The 17,174-nt window shown below is 72.9% G+C and carries 12 protein-coding genes and 1 tRNA gene; 11 read left to right on the top strand and 2 right to left on the bottom strand.

Annotated elements, in window-relative coordinates; all coding sequences use genetic code 11:
* Positions 1-2: 2 nt before the first annotated feature.
* On the bottom strand, positions 3-905 hold the full coding sequence (locus BX283_RS16565) for a sugar phosphate isomerase/epimerase (protein WP_101388373.1): 903 nt from the start codon (positions 903-905) through the stop codon (positions 3-5).
* A gap of 140 nt (positions 906-1,045) precedes the next feature.
* Here BX283_RS16565 and iolC point away from each other — a divergent pair, with 140 nt between their 5' ends.
* The 10 genes from iolC (at position 1,046) to BX283_RS16515 (ending at position 14,250) form a co-directional block, all read left to right on the top strand.
* Entirely contained in the window at positions 1,046-2,002 is a 957-nt protein-coding gene (gene iolC / locus BX283_RS16560) for a 5-dehydro-2-deoxygluconokinase (RefSeq protein WP_101388372.1), read from the top strand.
* A 2-nt stretch (positions 2,003-2,004) separates the two neighbouring features.
* Positions 2,005-2,898 (top strand): deoxyribose-phosphate aldolase, encoded by an 894-nt coding sequence (locus BX283_RS16555; RefSeq protein WP_101392389.1) that lies wholly within the window; start codon positions 2,005-2,007, stop codon positions 2,896-2,898.
* Positions 2,899-2,907: 9 nt separating this feature from the next.
* A complete protein-coding gene (gene iolB, locus BX283_RS16550) occupies positions 2,908-3,729 on the top strand; it encodes a 5-deoxy-glucuronate isomerase (RefSeq protein WP_101388371.1) in 822 nt (273 codons plus the stop codon).
* Entirely contained in the window at positions 3,726-5,606 is a 1,881-nt protein-coding gene (gene iolD, locus BX283_RS16545) for a 3D-(3,5/4)-trihydroxycyclohexane-1,2-dione acylhydrolase (decyclizing) (RefSeq protein WP_101388370.1), read from the top strand. The genes iolB and iolD overlap by 4 nt, the downstream gene beginning before the upstream one ends.
* Positions 5,607-5,618: 12 nt before the next feature.
* On the top strand, positions 5,619-7,121 hold the full coding sequence (mmsA, locus tag BX283_RS16540; protein ID WP_101388369.1) for a CoA-acylating methylmalonate-semialdehyde dehydrogenase: 1,503 nt from the start codon (positions 5,619-5,621) through the stop codon (positions 7,119-7,121).
* A 443-nt stretch (positions 7,122-7,564) separates the two neighbouring features.
* Complete coding sequence (locus BX283_RS16535) at positions 7,565-8,962, top strand: APC family permease (protein ID WP_101388368.1); 1,398 nt, start codon at positions 7,565-7,567, stop codon at positions 8,960-8,962.
* Between the two features lie 84 nt (positions 8,963-9,046).
* Entirely contained in the window at positions 9,047-9,841 is a 795-nt protein-coding gene (locus BX283_RS16530; RefSeq protein ID WP_101388367.1) for a maleylpyruvate isomerase family mycothiol-dependent enzyme, read from the top strand.
* A gap of 112 nt (positions 9,842-9,953) precedes the next feature.
* Positions 9,954-12,575, top strand: a complete 2,622-nt coding sequence (locus BX283_RS16525; RefSeq protein WP_101388366.1) for an alpha/beta fold hydrolase — start codon at positions 9,954-9,956, stop codon at positions 12,573-12,575.
* A complete protein-coding gene (locus tag BX283_RS16520; RefSeq protein ID WP_101388365.1) occupies positions 12,572-13,459 on the top strand; it encodes an ABC transporter permease in 888 nt (295 codons plus the stop codon). The genes BX283_RS16525 and BX283_RS16520 overlap by 4 nt, the downstream gene beginning before the upstream one ends.
* A gap of 119 nt (positions 13,460-13,578) precedes the next feature.
* Positions 13,579-14,250: an HNH endonuclease gene (locus tag BX283_RS16515; protein ID WP_218976520.1), complete on the top strand. Its 672-nt coding sequence runs from the start codon at positions 13,579-13,581 to the stop codon at positions 14,248-14,250.
* Between the two features lie 146 nt (positions 14,251-14,396).
* On the opposite strand, the gene BX283_RS16510 is transcribed toward BX283_RS16515, so the two are convergent.
* Positions 14,397-14,469: transfer RNA gene (locus tag BX283_RS16510), tRNA-Arg, on the bottom strand.
* 342 nt (positions 14,470-14,811) lie between these two features.
* Between BX283_RS16510 and BX283_RS16505 the strand changes: the two genes are divergently transcribed.
* Positions 14,812-16,410 carry a dynamin family protein gene (locus BX283_RS16505; protein WP_101388364.1) on the top strand — a complete coding sequence of 533 codons (1,599 nt, stop codon included), beginning with the start codon at positions 14,812-14,814 and terminating at the stop codon, positions 16,408-16,410.
* Positions 16,411-17,174 lie beyond the last annotated feature (764 nt).

Here is a 17,174-nt window from a genome sequence, read left to right as displayed (position 1 = left end):
CGTCACGCCCCGCAGGAGCGCAGGAACGCGCGCGTACGGGTGGCGATGGGCAGCGGGCGGTCCGGGTCGCACGGGTACATGTCCTGCTCCACGATCGCGAACAGGTCGACGTCGAGCGCCTGCGCGGCGGCCAGCACCGGTTCCAGCGCGGGCACCCCGGCGGGCGGCTCGCACATCACCCCCCGGGCCACGGCGGGCCCGAACGGCAGCTCCTCGGCGTGCACCTGGGCCAGGATCTCCGGGTCCACCTGCTTGAGGTGGAGGTAGCCGATCCGCTCCCCGTACGTCTCGATCAGCTTGACGCTGTCGCCGCCGCAGTAGGCGTAGTGCCCGGTGTCCAGGCAGAGGCTCACCAGGTCGGGGTCGGTGGCGTCGAGGAAGCGGGCGACGTTCTCCTCGCTGTCGATGTGGGTGTCGGCGTGCGGATGGACGACGATCCGCAGTCCGTACCGCTCGCGCACCTCGCGGGCGAGCCGCTCGGTCTGGGCGGCGAGGTCGCGCCACTGGGCGGCGGTGAGCGTCGAGCTCTCCAGGACCTCGCCGGTCTTGTCGTCGCGCCAGAACGCCGGGATGACCACGAGGTGCCCGGCGCCGGTCGCCCGGGTCAGCTCGGCCACGTCCGCGACGTGCTCCCAGGTCGTGTCCCACACCGCCGGGCCGTGGTGCAGACCGGTGAAGACGGTCCCGGCCGAGACGCGCAGGTTGCGGCGCGCGGTCTCGTCGGCGAGGCGCGCCGGGTCGGTGGGCAGATAGCCGTACGGTCCGAGCTCGATCCAGCCGTATCCGGCCCCGGCGACCTCGTCGAGGAAGCGGGTCCAGGGGACCTGGCGGGGGTCGTCGGGAAACCAGACGCCCCAGGAGTCGGGGGCCGAGCCGATCCGGATACGAGTCTTGGCCGTCGTCATGGGAGCCAGCCTTCCGGGGGCGCCGGAACGGTGTCAAGGCTACGTCCGAATGTAAGGACAAAAGATTGACAGGGCCAGGGAAGGGCGGCTAGACCTGGGACCTCCGGACAGGCCCAGGGGTGCCGATGAAGGGGACGTGCATGGAGGCGGTTCCGTACGACGTGATCACCATGGGGCGGATCGGGGTGGACCTCTACCCGCTCCAGACCGGCGTGCCGCTCGCGAAGGTAACGTCGTTCGGCAAGTTCCTCGGCGGCTCGCCCTCCAACGTGGCGGTCGCGGCGGCCCGGCTCGGGCGCCGCACAGCCGTGATCACCGGCACCGGCGAGGACCCCTTCGGGGAGTATCTGCGCGCCGAGCTGGGCGAGTTCGGGGTCGACGCGCGCTGGGTGAAGAGCGTGCCGGGCCTGGCGACCCCGATCACCTTCTGCGAGATCTTCCCGCCGGACGACTTCCCGCTCTACTTCTACCGCGAGCCCAAGGCCCCCGACCTGGAGCTGTACGAGGCGGACCTCGACCTGGACGCGGTCCGGGCGGCGCGGATCTTCTGGGTCACGGGCACGGGGCTGAGCGTCGAGCCGAGCCGGTCCACCACGCTGTCGGCGCTGGCCGCCCGCGCCCGCACGGGCACCACGGTCTTCGACCTCGACTGGCGGCCGATGTTCTGGCGGGATCAGAAGGAGGCGCGGGCGTACTACCGCGAGGCCCTGCGCCACGCCACCGTCGCCGTCGGCAACCTCGACGAGTGCGAAGTGGCCACCGGGGAGCGGGATCCGCACGCCGCCGCCCGGGCGCTGCTCACGGCCGGGGTGGAGCTCGCCGTCGTCAAACAGGGGCCCGAGGGGGTGCTCGCCGTCCACCGGGACGGGAGCGCCGCCGAGGTGCCGCCCGTCCCGGTCGAGGTGGTCAACGGGCTAGGCGCCGGGGACGCGTTCGGCGGGGCGCTCTGCCACGGGCTGCTGGCGGGCTGGGACACCGAGCGGCTGACGCGGTACGCGAACGCCGCCGGCGCGATCGTCGCGTCCCGGCTCGCCTGCTCCTCCGCCATGCCGTACCCGGCCGAGGTCGAGCGCGTCCTGGCGGGGGGAGCGGCGTGAGCATCCGCATCAGCCCCGGCGACCTCGCCCGGGTGCGCACCCGCAACCCCGAGGCCGTCGCCGAAGCCGCCGCCCGGCGCGGTCGGCGCCCGCTCGTGCGGGGCGCCGGGCGGCTCCTGATCATCGCGGCCGACCACCCGGCGCGCGGCGCGCTGGGCGTCGGCGACGACGCCTTCGCCATGGCCGACCGCTCCGTCCTGCTCGAACGGCTCTGCCTCGCACTGTCCCGGCCCGGCGTCGACGGGGTGCTGGCCAGCGCCGACATCCTGGAGGACCTGCTGCTGCTCGGGGCCCTGGAGGACAAGGTCGTCATGGGGTCGATGAACCGGGGCGGGCTCGCCGGGGCGTCCTTCGAGCTGGACGACCGCTTCACCGGCCACCGGGCCCAGGACCTCGCCCGGCTGGGCTTCGACGCGGGCAAGCTGCTGCTGCGGGTCGACTACGACGACCCCGGCTCGCTCAACACGCTGCACTCGGCGGCCCGCGCCATCGACGAGATGGCGGAGCGTCGGCTCCCCGTCTTCGTGGAGCCGTTCATCTGTCACCGGCGCGACGGACGGCTGCGCAACGATCTCAGCGCGGACGCGGTCACGCGCTCGCTCGCCATCGCCTCCGGACTGGCCGGGACCTCGGCGTACACCTGGCTGAAGGTGCCCGTCACCGAGGACCCGGACGACATGGCCCGGGTGATGGCGACCACCACGCTGCCCGCCGTGCTGCTCGGCGGGGACATCGGCAAGACGCCGGGGGAACAGGAGGCGGCGTACGAGAAGTGGCGCGGCGCGCTGCGACTGCCCACCGTGCAGGGCCTGGTGGCCGGGCGCACCCTGCTCTATCCGGCCGACGGCGACGTGGCGGGCGCGGTCGACACCGCCGCCGGGCTGCTGAGGGGGTAGGGAGGAGGCATGGACGAGCACAAGGACGAGCTGTTCGTACGGGCCGGAACCACCTCCCGCGAGGCGTACGCCCTCGACATCGGCCCCGGGCGGGCCGGCTGGGGCTACTCGGGGCTGCGCGTGCTGGAGCTGGCGCCGGGCGCCAGCCATGCCTTCGCCACGGGTGACAGCGAGTGGATCCTGCTGCCCCTCCAAGGTGGCTGTACGGTACACGTAGAAGACCGGACCATGGAACTGCTGGGCAGGGAGAGCGTGTTCGCCGGAGTCACCGACTTCGCGTACCTCCCGCGTGACGCCCACGCACAGATCGCCTCCGGCGCGGGAGGCCGCTTCGCCCTGGCAGGAGCGAGATGCGAGCGCCGACTCCCCGCTCGTCACGGCCCCGCGCCGGAGGTGCCCGTCGAACGGCGCGGCTCGGGCGTCAGCGCCCGCGAGGTCCGCAACCTCGCCGCCGCCGACACCTTCGACTGCGACCGGCTGATCGCCGTCGAGGTGATCACGCCGGGCGGCAACTGGTCCTCCTACCCGCCCCACAAGCACGACGAGCACGTCCCCGGGCAGGAGTCGGAGCTGGAGGAGATCTACTACTTCGAGTTCGCGACCGAGCGGGGCTTCGGCTACCAGCGCGTCTCGCCGTCGCGACCCGGCGGCGCCGATGTCCTCGCCGAGGTCCGCACCGGCGACGCCGTCCTCGTTCCCGACGGCTGGCACGGCCCCTCCATCGCCGCGCCCGGCCACCCCATGTACTACCTCAACGTGATGGCGGGCCCGGGCGAGGAACGCGTCTGGCGCATCCGCTTCCACCCCGATCACTCGGAGGGCTACCGATGAGCGGTACGACCAGGCGCCTGACCACCGCGCAGGCGCTGCTCGCCTTCCTCTCCCGCCAGTACACGGCCCGCGCCGGTACCGAGCAGCGCCTGATCGCCGCCACCTGGGGCATCTTCGGCCACGGCAACGTCGCCGGGATCGGCCAGGCGCTCCTGGAGCCCGGCAGCGACATGCCGTACCACCAGGGCCGCAACGAACAGGCCATGGTGCACGCGGCCGTCGGCTACGCCCGTCAGTCGGGGCGGCTCTCGGCGCACGCGGTGACCACCTCGATCGGGCCGGGCGCCACCAACCTGGTCACGGGCGCGGCCCTGGCCACGGTCAACCACCTTCCGGTCCTGCTGCTGCCCGGCGACGTCTTCGCCTCCCGCCCGGCCGACCCGGTCCTCCAGCAGCTCGAAGTCCCGTACGCGGGCGATGTGTCGGTCAACGACTGTCTGCGTCCGGTCTCGCGCTACTTCGACCGGATCACCCGGCCCGAGGCGCTGATCCCGGCCGCGCTCGCCGCGATGAGCGTGCTCGCGGACCCGGCCAGGACCGGCGCGGTCACGCTGGCGCTGCCGCAGGACGTGCAGGCGCAGGCGTACGACTGGCCCGAGGAGTTCTTCCGGCGGCGGGTGTGGCGGGTGCGCGCCCAGGAGCCGGACCCGGTCGAGCTCGACGAGGCCGTGGGCTTGCTGCGCGCCGCCCGCCGGCCGCTGCTCGTCGCGGGCGGCGGGGTGCACCACGCCCGCGCCGAGGACGCCCTGCGCCGCTTCGCCGAGCGGACCGGCATCCCGGTCGCGTCCACCCAGGCGGGCAAGGGCTCGCTGCCCCACGACCACCCCTGCGACGTCGGCGGCATCGGCCACACCGGCACCGCCACGGCCGACGCGCTCGCCCGCGAGGCCGATGTCGTCCTCGGGGTCGGCACCCGCTGGACCGACTTCACCACCGCCTCCTCGACCCTCTTCCAGAACCCGTCCGTCCGCTTCATCGGGCTCAACGTCAACGGCGCCGACGCCCACAAGCTGGGCGCGCTCCAGCTCGTCGCGGACGCCCGCGCGGGCCTCGAAGCGCTCACGGACGCCCTCGGCGAGCACCGCGTCGCCCCCGCGTACACGACCGGCTACGGCGAGGCGAAGGCCGCCTGGGAGGACCGGGTCACCGCCGCGTACACGCCCGAGGACGAGGACGCCCGCCCCACCCAGGCCCAAGTCCTGGGCGTACTCGACACGTTGGTCACCGGCGACGACATCCTGATCAACGCGGCGGGCTCGCTCCCCGGCGACCTGCACAAACTCTGGCGGACCCGCTCGCGCGACCAGTACCACGTCGAGTACGGCTACTCCTGCATGGGATACGAGATCCCGGCGGCGATCGGGGTGGCGCTCGCCGCGCCCGGCCGTCCGGTGTGGGCGCTGGTCGGCGACGGCACGTATCTGATGAATCCCACCGAGATCGTCACGGCGGTGCAGGAGAACATCCCCATCAAGGTGGTGATCCTGCAGAACCACGGGTACGCCTCCATCGGCGGCCTGTCGGCTTCGGTGGGCGGCGAGCGCTACGGCACCGCGTACCGCTTCAAGGCGCCCGACGGGACCTACACGGGCGCGCCGCTGCCGGTGGACCTGGCAGCCAACGCGGCCTCCCTGGGGATGGCCGTACTGCGCCCCAAGACCGTTCGTGACCTGCGCGAAGACCTCGCGGCCGCCCGCGCGGCGGACCGCCCCACATGTGTCTACGTCGAGACCGAAACGGCAGACACTGTGTCGGGCCCGCCCCCGGCACAGGCGTGGTGGGATGTTCCTGTGGCCGAGACCGCGACCCGCTCGTCGGCGGTCGAGGCGCGTGAGGAGTACGACCGGCAAGTCGCAGCCCGACGCCGCCATCTCTAAGGAGTTCCTGTCATGACGAAGACTGTCAACCACTGGATCGGTGGCAAGACCGTCGAGGGCGCGTCCGGTTCGTACGGTCCGGTCACCGACCCCGCGACCGGCGCCGTCACGACCCAGGTCGCCTTCGCGAACACCGAGGAGGTGGACGCGGCGGTCGCCGCCGCCCGCGAGGCATACGCCACCTGGGGCCAGTCCTCGCTGGCTCAACGTACGACGGTGCTGTTCAAGTTCCGCGCGCTGCTCGACGCCAACCGCGACGCGATCGCGGAGCTGATCACCGCCGAGCACGGCAAGGTGCACTCGGACGCGCTCGGCGAGGTCGCGCGCGGCCTGGAGATCGTGGACCTGGCGTGCGGCATCAACGTCCAGCTCAAGGGCGAGCTGTCGACGCAGGTAGCCAGCCGGGTGGACGTGGCCTCGCTGCGCCAGCCGCTCGGCGTGGTCGCGGGCATCACGCCGTTCAACTTCCCGGCGATGGTGCCGATGTGGATGTTCCCGCTCGCCATCGCCTGCGGCAACACCTTCGTCCTCAAGCCGTCGGAGAAGGACCCGTCGGCGTCGATGAAGATCGCGGAGCTGCTGAGCGAGGCCGGGCTGCCCGACGGCGTCTTCAACGTCGTGCACGGCGACAAGGTGGCCGTCGACCGCCTCCTGGAGCACCCGGACGTGGCCGCCGTCTCCTTCGTCGGCTCCACCCCGATCGCCCGCTACATCCACACCACCGCCTCCGCCAACGGCAAGCGCGTCCAGGCACTCGGCGGCGCCAAGAACCACATGCTGGTCCTGCCGGACGCCGACCTGGACGCGGCCGCCGACGCCGCCGTCTCGGCCGCGTACGGCTCGGCGGGCGAGCGCTGCATGGCCATCTCGGCGGTCGTCGCGGTGGGCGCCATCGGCGACGAGCTGGTGGCGAAGATCCGCGAGCGCGCCGAGAAGATCAAGATCGGCCCCGGCGACGACCCGACGTCCGAGATGGGCCCGCTGATCACCGCCGCCCACCGCGACAAGGTCGCCTCGTATGTGAAGGGCGCGGCGGCGCAGGGCTCCGAAGTCGTCCTGGACGGCACCGGTTACACGGTCGAGGGCTACGAGAACGGCCACTGGATCGGCCTCTCGCTGCTCGACAAGGTGCCGACGTCCGCCGACGCGTACCGCGACGAGATCTTCGGCCCGGTGCTGTGCGTGCTGCGCGTGGAGTCGTACGACGAGGGCCTGGCGCTCATCAACGCCTCGCCGTTCGGCAACGGCACCGCGATCTTCACCCGCGACGGCGGCGCGGCCCGCCGCTTCCAGTTGGAGGTCGAGGCCGGCATGGTCGGCGTCAACGTGCCGATCCCGGTCCCGGTGGGCTACCACTCCTTCGGCGGCTGGAAGGACTCGCTCTTCGGCGACCACCACATCTACGGCAACGACGGCACGCACTTCTACACCCGCGGCAAGGTCGTCACCACCCGCTGGCCGGACCCCTCCGAGGGCCCCACGGGCGTCGATCTGGGCTTCCCGCGCAACCACTGACGTACGGCCCGTTCGGGACGGCCGCGGACCCCTGGGAAGGGGCTCCGCGGCCGTCCGCGTTTGCGGGGGCGGGCCCTGGCCGCGCACCGGCTGGCGTACGGCGGTGACCGGGGGTAACCGGAAGGCCTGGCACGGGGTGCCAGAGCGTTCCGGTATTCGGAATTCCGCAAACTTTCTCAGCGCGGAGGCTGCGGTTCCCGTACCGCCGGAACACGCGTTTTTATTGCGCTCTTAACGCCGTATCAGTGCCAGAAGGGTGCCGGAGCGACGAATTCCGTAGGTGAACAGCTATTGACCTGCGGATCGCGCGGAGATTGAAATGGCGGCCCGGGAGCGACCCACCACTCACCACCGGGGCCGGACGGGCCCCGCGAGCACCACCCGGAGGTCGATAGCGCTCCCCGCTCAGCATCCACGCAACCCGCCGATCGGACGCACCCTCGATGACCGAAACGCTCAGCCCGCCCCACGTACTCTCCCCGGCCACGGGCGAGGCCCCCAAGAAACTCAAGCGTTCCATCGGCGTCGTGGGCGGGACCCTGCTCACGCTCTCCTGCGTGACGCCCGCGTCGACCCTCTTCGTGGTCGTGCCGGACCTGTTCTCCAGCCTCGGCACGTACACCGCGCTGACCATCGCGATCGGCTCGCTGCTCTGTATCGGCGTCGCGTTCTGCTACTCGGAGCTGGGCACCCTCATCCCCAGCGCGGGCGGCGAGTACGCGATGGTCTCGACGCTCGCCGGACGGCTCGCGGGTTGGCTGGTGTTCGTCCTCTCGCTGCTCGTGGTGATGATCGTCCCGCCGGTCATCGCCATGGGCACGGCCGACTACCTGGCCCCGCTCGTCCACATCCCGGCGCCGGTCGCCGGCGGCGGCGTGATGCTGCTCGCCACCCTCGCCGGACTGCTCGACCTGCGGGCCAACGCCTGGATCACCGGCATCTTCCTGGTGCTCGAAGTCGTCGCCGCGGCCGTCGTCGCCGTACTGGGCTTCTCCCACAGCCACCGCGGCGCCTCCTCCCTCGTCCACGGCACGGTCGCCGGGGACGGCGGTACGCACTCCACGGTCACCGCGATGATGGTGGTCTCCGGACTCGCCATCGCCCTCTTCATCACCCAGGGCTTCTCGACCGCCGTCTACCTTTCCGAGGAGCTGGAGCACCCGCGCCGCAACGTGGCCCGGACCGTGCTCGCCACCCTCGCCATCTCGACCGCCGTCATCCTCGTCCCCGTCATCGCCATCACCCTGGGCGCCGCCGACCTCACGGCGCTCACCTCCGGCGACATCAGCGGCATGGTCACCGCCTGGTCCAACTCGGCCGTCGGCACCTTCGTCAGCCTCTGCGTGGCCCTCGCCATCGTCAACGCGGGCATCGTGATGGTCATCCAGAACTCCCGCGTCCTGTTCGCCTCGGCCCGCGACAAGGCCTGGCCCGAGCCGGTCAACCGCGGCCTGTCCCGGCTGGGCCGGTTCGGCTCCCCGTGGGTCGCCACCCTCCTGGTCGGCGTCCCGGGAGCCGCCCTCTGCTTCGTCAACCTCGACACCCTGTACGGCGTGACCGGCGTTTCGGTCACCGGTATGTACCTGCTGGTCGCGGTCGCCGCGCTGCTCAGCCGCCGCGGCTCGCACCGCGAGACCGCCGCCTGGCGGATGCCGCTGTGGCCCGCGGTGCCGGTGGTCCTGATCGCCGTCCTCGCGTACATCCTCACCCAGCAGGAGACGCGGTACCTGCTGTGGACCGGCGGCATCACCGCCGCCGCCACCCTCTACTGGGCCTTCTACCTGCGCCCGCGCCGCGAGACGCGGTGGCTGGTGAGCATCCCCGAGGACGAGCAGATCTGACGCCGGGGCCCATGGCGGGGTCTGTCCGGATCCGGCGGTACTTCCGCGGGACGCAACGGGCGGGCCCCGCCTAGGGTTTGAGGTATGACAGCCGCGCACACGCCTCTGGACCACGACTTCTACTGCTCCGAAATCCTGCGACAGACCGACGAGTTGAGGGACCACCTGACCGGTGCCGACCTCTCCGTCACCGTGCCGACCTGCCCCGACTGGACACTGCGGCAGCTCGCCGTGCACGTCGGCGGCGCCCACCGCTGGGTCGCCGAGATCATCCGTACGAAGGCCACCGCCGTCGTCCCCCAGGAGCGCGTGCTCGACTCCTCCGGCCCGGAGAAGGACGCACCGGAGGCGCTGGACGAATGGCTCGCGCAGGGCGCCGCGCTCTGCGCCGACGCCCTGCGCGACGCCGGGCCCGACCAGGCCGCCTGGACCTGGGCGGGCGAGGCGACCGCCGGGTTCTGGGCGCGCCGGATGACCCACGAGACCGTGGTCCACCGCGTGGACGCGGCCCTCACCGTCGGCGCGGAGTACCGGCTCGCGCCGGAGCTGGCCGCCGACACCATCGACGAGTGGCTGGACATCGTCACGTACGTCCAGGCCGCCAAGCTGGCCCCGGCCGCCGCCGAACTGCGCGGCCCCGGCCGCAGCATCCATCTGCACGCCACCGACGCACCCGGCGCCGAGTGGCTGATCGAGCTCGGCGAGGACGGGGTGAGCTGGCGGCGCGGCCACGAGAAGGCCACGGTGGCGCTGCGCGGCCCGCTCACCGACGTCCTGGGCGTCTTCTACCGGCGGCTGCCCGCCGACAGCCCCAGGGTCGAGGTCCTGGGCGACGCCGAGCTCCTGGACTTCTGGCTCCAGCGGGCCTCCTTCGGCTGACGGACGTACTCCCGGTGCGGTACGGCGCGGGAGTGCCGTACGCCGCGAGTACCCCCGCGACCTCCACCTGGCGGCAGGCTCGGTTGTCGGACCCGGCGCTTACCGTGGAGCCATGAGACTGCGCAGACCTCGTGGGAGGGCGGCGGCCGGGATGGCCGCCGCCCTCGCGGTGCTCGCCGGCGCCGGCATCTGGACGGCCTCCGGCGCCGGCGGCACGCCCGCGGTGCACCAGGAGGACCGGGTGATGGAGATGCCCGGGGCGAAGATCGACACGTCGTACTTCACGGCGGGCGACGCGAAGGAGAAGCGCCCCGCCGTCCTCCTCGGCCACGGCTTCGGCGGCAGCAAGGACGACGTCCGCGGCCAGGCGCGCGGCCTCGCGCGCGAGGGCTTCGCGGTGCTGACCTGGTCCGCGCGCGGCTTCGGCGACTCCACGGGCGAGATCGGCCTCAACGACCCGGCGTACGAGGTGAAGGACGTCTCACGGCTCGTCGACTGGCTGGCCAAGCGCCCCGAGGTGAGGCTCGACGCGGCGGGCGACCCGCGCGTGGGCGTCACCGGCGCGTCGTACGGGGGCGCGATCTCGCTCCTGGCCGCCGGACACGACAAGCGGATCGACGCGATCGCGCCGCAGATCACCTACTGGAACCTGGCGGACGCGCTCTTCCCCGACGGGGTGTTCAAGAAGCTCTGGGCCGGGATCTTCTTCTCCACCGGCGGCGGCTGCAAGACCTTCGAGAAGCAGCTCTGCGACATGTACGAGAGGGTCGCGGTCAGCGGAAAGCCGGACGCGCAGGCGCGCGACCTGCTCGCGGCCCGCTCCCCGTCCGCCGTGGGCGACCGCATCAAGGTGCCCGCGCTGATCGTCCAGGGCCAGAGCGACTCCCTCTTCCCGCTCGGCCAGGCCGACGCCATGGCCCGCCGGATCCGCGCCAACGGCGCCCCGGTCGCGGTCGACTGGATCACCGGCGGCCACGACGGCGGCGACCGGGAGACCGGGCGGATCGACGCCCGTATCGCCTCCTGGTTCGACCACTACCTGAAGGGCGACAAGGGCGCCTCCACCGGCCCCGCCTTCCGGGTCACCAGGACCGGCGGCATCAGCTCCACCGACGGCGCCGCCCAGCTGCGCGGCGCCACCAGCGGCAGCTACCCGGGCCTGGCGAACGGCACGCGCGCGGTGGAGCTCACCGGCCGCGAGCAGACCTTCGAGAACCCGGCGGGCGCCGCCCCGCCCGCCATCTCCGCCGTGCCCGGCGTCGGCGGCGGCCTCGCGGGCCTGTCCTCGCTCGGCGTGGGCGGCCTCTCCATCGACTTCCCCGGGCAGTACGCGCGCTTCGACTCCGCACCGCTCAAGCCCGGCCTGCGCATCACCGGCTCGCCCACGGTCCGGCTGAAGGTGACCTCCAGCGGCGACGACGCGGTGCTCTTCGGCAAGGTGTACGACGTCGGCCCCGACGGCAAGCAGCAGGTGCTCCCCGCCCAACTGGTCGCGCCCGTCCGGGTGGACGGCGCCAAGGAGGGCAAGGAGGTCGAGGTCACCCTGCCCGCCGTCGACCACAACGTGGAGGCGGGCCACCGGCTGCGCCTGGTGGTCGCCGCGACCGACCTCGGCTACGCCTCCCCGGCCGCGCCCGGCACGTACAAGGTCTCGCTCGTGGACGGCTCCCTCGCCGTGCCGACCGCGCCCGGCGTCAGGACCGAGCCCGCCGGGGTGCCCTGGTGGGCCTGGGGCATGCCGCTCGCGGGTGCCGTCATCGCGCTCGGCCTGCTGGCCACCCGGCGTACCACGGCCCCCGCCCCCGACCCGGAGCTGGCCGAAGTCCCGCTCCAGATCACCGATCTGACCAAGAAGTACGCCAAGTCGACCGACCGGTACGCGGTCCGCGACCTCTCCTTCCGCGTCGAGAAGGGCCAGGTGCTCGGTCTGCTCGGGCCCAACGGGGCGGGCAAGACCACCACCCTGCGCATGCTGATGGGCCTGATCCGCCCCGACAGCGGCGAGATCCGCGTCTTCGGCCACGCCATCCGGCCGGGCGCGCCGGTCCTGTCCCGGGTCGGCGCCTTCGTCGAGGGCGCGGGCTTCCTGCCGCACCTGTCGGGCCGCGCCAACCTGGAGCTGTACTGGCAGGCCACCGGCCGCCCCGCCGAGGACTCCCACATGGACGAGGCCCTGGAGATCGCGGGCCTGGGCGACGCCCTCTCGCGCGCGGTGCGGACGTACTCGCAGGGCATGCGCCAGCGCCTCGCCATCGCCCAGGCCATGCTGGGCCTGCCGGACCTGCTGATCCTCGACGAGCCGACCAACGGCCTGGACCCGCCGCAGATCCGCGAGATGCGGGACGTGATGATCCGTTACGCCCAGGGCGGCCGCACGGTCATCGTCTCCAGCCACCTCCTCTCCGAGGTGGAGCAGTCCTGCACCCATCTGGTGGTCATGGACCGGGGCCGGCTGATCCAGGCGGGCCCGGTCGCCGAGATCACCGGCGGGGGCGACACGCTCCTGGTCACCGTCGAAGGACCGGTCACCGAGGTGCTCGCCGACAAGGTGGGCGCGTTGCCCGGCATCGGCGCGGCGACCCGCACCGACGAGGGCATGCTGGTGCGCCTGGAGGGCGCCACGGCCACGGAGCTGATCACCGAACTGGTCCGCCTCGACGTGCCGTTGACGGGCGTCGGCCCGCACCGCCGCCTGGAGGACGCCTTCCTGACCCTGATCGGAGGATCGGCATGAGTGCCCCGACGCACCCCGGTGCCGAGCCCGCGCCGGACCTGCGGGCGACCGCCCCCGGCTACCGCCCGCGCCGCACCCTGCCCCTGCGGGTGGAGGCGGCGCGCCAGCTGCGGCGCCGCCGCACCCTGGTGATGGGGGGCATCCTCGTCGCGCTGCCGTTCATCCTGGTCACGGCGTTCGCGATCGGCGGCACGCCGTCCGGGCGGGACGGCCGGATCACGCTGATCGACACGGCGACCGCGTCCGGGGCGAACTTCGCGGCGACCGCCCTGTTCGTCTCGGCGGGCTTCCTCCTCGTGGTGCCCGTCGCCCTGTTCTGCGGCGACACCGTCGCCTCGGAGGCCGGCTGGTCGTCCCTGCGCTATCTGCTGGCCGCGCCCGTGCCCCGGGCCCGGCTGCTGTGGAGCAAGCTGGCGGTGGCGCTCGGCCTGAGCGCGGCGGCGATCGTGCTGCTGCCGCTGGTGGCGCTCGCGGTGGGCACGGCGGCGTACGGCTGGGGACCACTGGAGATCCCGACCGGCGGCTCGCTGGGCGCCGGGGAGGCGGTACCGCGCCTGGCCATCGCTGTGGCGTTCGTCTTCGTCTCCCAACTGGTCACCGCCGGGCTCGCGTTCTGGCTCTCCACCAAGACGGACGCGCCGCTCGGCGCGGTCGGCGGCGCGGTGGGCCTGACGATCGTCGGCAACGTCCTGGACGCGATCACGGCCCTGGGCGACTGGCGCGACGCCCTCCCCGCACACTGGCAGTTCGCCTGGGCGGACGCGCTCCAGCCCCATCTGGAGTGGAGCGGCATGGCTCAGGGCGCGGGGGTGTCGGTGGGGTACGCACTGGTGCTGACGGCACTGGCGTTCCGGGGGTTCGAGAAGAAGGACATCGTGTCGTAGGGGGCGTGTCGCAGGGCGGCGGGCCCGAGCCTTTGTCGCTGTCGCTGTCGCTGTCGCTGTCGGTGACGGGCGCTAACTTGCCTTCCTCAAGGTGAAGTTGTCGCCTCTCGGGAGGGCCCGTGTCGATCGGTGAGTACGTGAACTGGACCGAGGGAAACGCGATCGTCCCCCACGAGAATCCCCGCCGCCCCCGGCCCTTCGCCACCACGTGCTCGGTCCACAGATGGTTCGACGGCGGCGATCTGCGCTGCACGTACTGCCGGGTCCGTGTCCACTGCGCCTGCGGACTGGCGGGGCTGGACGAGGAGGAGAGGGCCGGCATCCCGCTGCCGCTCCTGCTCGGCAGACAGGCGACACTCGATCACTTCGTGCCGACCAGCCGGGGCGGTGCGGATGCGGCGGACAATGTGGTGGTCGCATGCCGCCGGTGCAACAGCAGCAAGCAGGCGAATCTGTTTGCCGAGGAGTGGATCCCGGATCGGGACCGGCACACGTACATCTCGCCCGGCCAGCCGATGACGCCACCACCCGGTCTCGGCATCAGGGCTCGGAGGATCGCGCAGCTCATGGCTGCCTTGGACCCTGACGACGGCCCGTTGTCGGTGGCCGAGGTCTGCCGGCAACGGGGCTGGCGCACCAGCGACGTGCATCTCGCGCTGGGCCAGATGCTGGGGGCCAAGGCGCTGTACGCGTTCGCGCACCCCTGCTGGCCGCCCCAGCGCTATCTGCACCCGGTCAGTGGTCCTGACGACGCCTTGGCAGGCCGGGTATGGCTGGACGGCTGGTCGTAAGCCGTCGCGGCGGCGGCAGCGCGAGTCGGACACTCACCGGGGGCGGGCACGGCGCTTACGCGGCCTCTACGGCCCCCTCGCTACGGTGCTGCCGAGCAGCAAAAAGGCCCTCCCGGAGGGAGGGCCGGACACCGCACGGGCGAAAGCGCCCCCGGCAGGACTCGAACCTGCGGCCAAGCGCTTAGAAGGCGCCTGCTCTATCCACTGAGCTACGGGGGCCGGATGGCGGCCGCGGTGGCCTGGAGCCCCCGGGCGGGCAAGGGCGTGGTCCGGAGCGGGCTCCGGGCCGTGACCTTGCCGGGGACAAGGATAGGGCTCCTCTCGCCTCGTCCCGGTTGCTTCACCTGCGTGGCACGATGTGGAGGTTCGGTGAAGCGAACCGATAATCGCAGGCGAGCGCAGAACACGCAGCGCTTTTGACGCTCGTGGCGCCGGGTGTTGTGCACTCGTTATGCCTGCGTCCCACTCATCCCGTCTGCCCCATGTGTCCGGTCGGCGCGCGAAGGCCTCCATACGCTTCAAAAAGGCGCCAAAATTGGGCATTCTTCGCATGTGGCGACCTTGGACGTACGGCCTCAGCTGATCGACGCACTCTCCGCCCTGCGCGACAGGGTCGCCGCCGTGCGTCTTCCCCTGCCCCTGCCGGGGGCGGCGCGCGCGCGGCAGACCCGGGTCGAGCTGCTCGCACAGCTCGACGACTATTTGCTGCCCCGGCTCAAAGACCCCGAAGCGCCGCTGCTCGCCGTCGTCGGCGGATCCACCGGCGCCGGTAAGTCCACCCTCGTCAACTCCCTTGTGGGGCGGCGGGTCAGCGAGGCCGGCGTGCTGCGGCCGACGACCCGCACCCCCGTACTCGTCTGCCACCCCGACGACCACCACTGGTTCACCGAGATCCGCGTACTGCCCCAGCTCACCCGCGTCTGGCTGCCCCAGCAGAACGAAGAAACGGAGGTGGAGGAGGGCGTCGGAGGCAATGACGCGGAGAATTCGCTGCGGATCGAGACCTCGCGGAACCTGCCCGTCGGGCTCGCCCTGCTCGACGCGCCCGACATCGACTCACTCGTCGTCAGCAACCGCCTCCTCGCCGCCCAGCTGATCTGCGCCGCCGACATCTGGGTGATGGTGACGACCGCCTCCCGGTACGCGGACGCCGTGCCGTGGCATCTGCTGCGCACCGCCAAGGAGTACGACGCCACGCTGATCACCGTCCTCGACCGGGTGCCGCACCAGGTCATCGCCGAGGTGTCCCGGCAGTACGCCGCGCTCCTGACCAAGGCCGGGCTCGGTGACGTGCCCCGGTTCACCATCCCGGAGCTGCCCGAATCGGCCGGTGGCGGAAGCGGATTGCTGCCTGCCACCGCGGTCGCCCCGCTCGGCCAGTGGCTCACCCACCGGGCCCAGGACCCGGCCGCCCGGCAGCAGGCCGTCGTCCGTACCGCCGTCGGCGTCGTCGACTCGCTCAACGCCCGTATGCCCGAGCTCGCCTCCGCCGTCGCCGCCCAGTACGCCGCCGCCGTACGGATGACGAGTGCGGTCGAGGAGGCGTACGAGCGGGAAGGGGCACGGGTGCGGCGCAGGCTGCAGGCGGGGGGCGTGCTCGCCGGGGACGCGCTCACCCGCTGGCGTGCGTACCCCCGGGACGCGACCTCCGTCGAGCTCCTCGACGCACTCTGCGAGAGCCTCGCCGAGCTGCTCGGATGCGCCGCCGACGCCGCCGACGAACGGGTTCGCGAGGCGTGGGGCCGCGAACCCGCGGCGGCCGAGCTGGCCGAGGGCGTACGCGACCGGGAGACCGGTGAGCGCATCGAGCTCGACGTCCGGCGCTGGCGACGGGTCCTGGAGGAGCTCGCCGAGGAAGAGGTACGGGAGATGGACCGGGCCGTCGCGCCCTCCGCCGAGGCCGTGGCGGCGCTGCTGGCGGCCGCGCTCCTCGGCGGGCGCCGTGCCCGCAGGGCCGGGGAGCGGCTCGCCGAGCGCATCGGCGCCCAGCGCGCGCTGCGCCTGCGCGACCAGGGCGGAGAGCTGGTCACGACGTACATCGACCGGGTCCTGAACGCCGAACGCGACCGTCGGCTCGCCCCGCTGGACGCGCTCCGGGTGACCCCCGAGCCCCAGGCCGGGCTGATCGCCGCGCTGTCCCTACTGCAGAAGGAGAGGTGAGCGGGGTGACCGCTCTGACGGATCGGCCGGGGGCCGGCCAGCCCGAGCCCGAAGGGCCGGAGCCGGAGTCCGGGGCCGGGTTTCCTCCCCCTCCGGAGGAGGGGGAGCCGGAGCCCTCGGCGGACGGCGGGGCCGAGTCCGCGCAGGCGGCGGCCGCACCGCTGACGGTCGAGGTACGGGCCGCCGGGCGGCCCGCGATCGGCCGACTGGAAGCCGTCGCCCCGACGTCGGGGTGGCTCGGCTTCGACCGCCCCTGGGCCGAACGGCCCCCTTCCCGGCGGACGGAACCCCTCCCGGAGGGGCCGGAAGAGGCCGACGTGCCGGAAGCCGACACGCCCGGCGCCGGAACGCCTGGAACCGGCACATCCGGAAGTGGGGAGTCCGGAGCCGGTGAACCTGGACCCGGTGAATCCGGACCTGGTGAATCCGGGGCTGGCGCGCCCCGAGCCGACGCGCCCGGGTCCGCGACGGCAGATGTCGCCCGGAGGGCAGAGGCCGCCCCGAGGGCAGAAGCCGTCCCGGCAGAGGTCGCCCCGACCAAGGCCGCCCCGACGGAGGCCGACCGGTCCGCAGCCGACGCGCCCAAGCCCCCCTCCACCGGCGCCCCGAAAAGCCCCCGCAACGCCCGCAACACCCGCAGCGCCCCGAACAACCCAGCCACCCGCATCGCAGCACCCCCGCGCCCCGAATCGCCCCCCAAGCCCCCACCGGCCTTCGCCCCGGCGGCAATCCCGCCCCGGCCGGGCCGAAGCCCCTCCCGCCGC

Origin of the sequence: Streptomyces sp. TLI_146, assembly GCF_002846415.1 — a bacterium.
Lineage (GTDB): Bacteria > Actinomycetota > Actinomycetes > Streptomycetales > Streptomycetaceae > Streptomyces.
Note: the sequence above shows the minus strand (reverse complement) of the source record. Positions and strands in the feature narration are given on the sequence as shown.

Coding starts and splice junctions, on each gene's coding strand:
- BX283_RS16535 (WP_101388368.1), top strand. CDS start 7,565: ATGACCGAAACGCTCAGCCCGCCCCACGTACTCTCCCCGGCCACGGGC.
- mmsA (WP_101388369.1), top strand. CDS start 5,619: ATGACGAAGACTGTCAACCACTGGATCGGTGGCAAGACCGTCGAGGGC.
- BX283_RS16565 (WP_101388373.1), bottom strand. CDS start 905: ATGACGACGGCCAAGACTCGTATCCGGATCGGCTCGGCCCCCGACTCC.
- BX283_RS16530 (WP_101388367.1), top strand. CDS start 9,047: ATGACAGCCGCGCACACGCCTCTGGACCACGACTTCTACTGCTCCGAA.
- iolD (WP_101388370.1), top strand. CDS start 3,726: ATGAGCGGTACGACCAGGCGCCTGACCACCGCGCAGGCGCTGCTCGCC.
- BX283_RS16525 (WP_101388366.1), top strand. CDS start 9,954: ATGAGACTGCGCAGACCTCGTGGGAGGGCGGCGGCCGGGATGGCCGCC.
- iolC (WP_101388372.1), top strand. CDS start 1,046: ATGGAGGCGGTTCCGTACGACGTGATCACCATGGGGCGGATCGGGGTG.
- iolB (WP_101388371.1), top strand. CDS start 2,908: ATGGACGAGCACAAGGACGAGCTGTTCGTACGGGCCGGAACCACCTCC.
- BX283_RS16520 (WP_101388365.1), top strand. CDS start 12,572: ATGAGTGCCCCGACGCACCCCGGTGCCGAGCCCGCGCCGGACCTGCGG.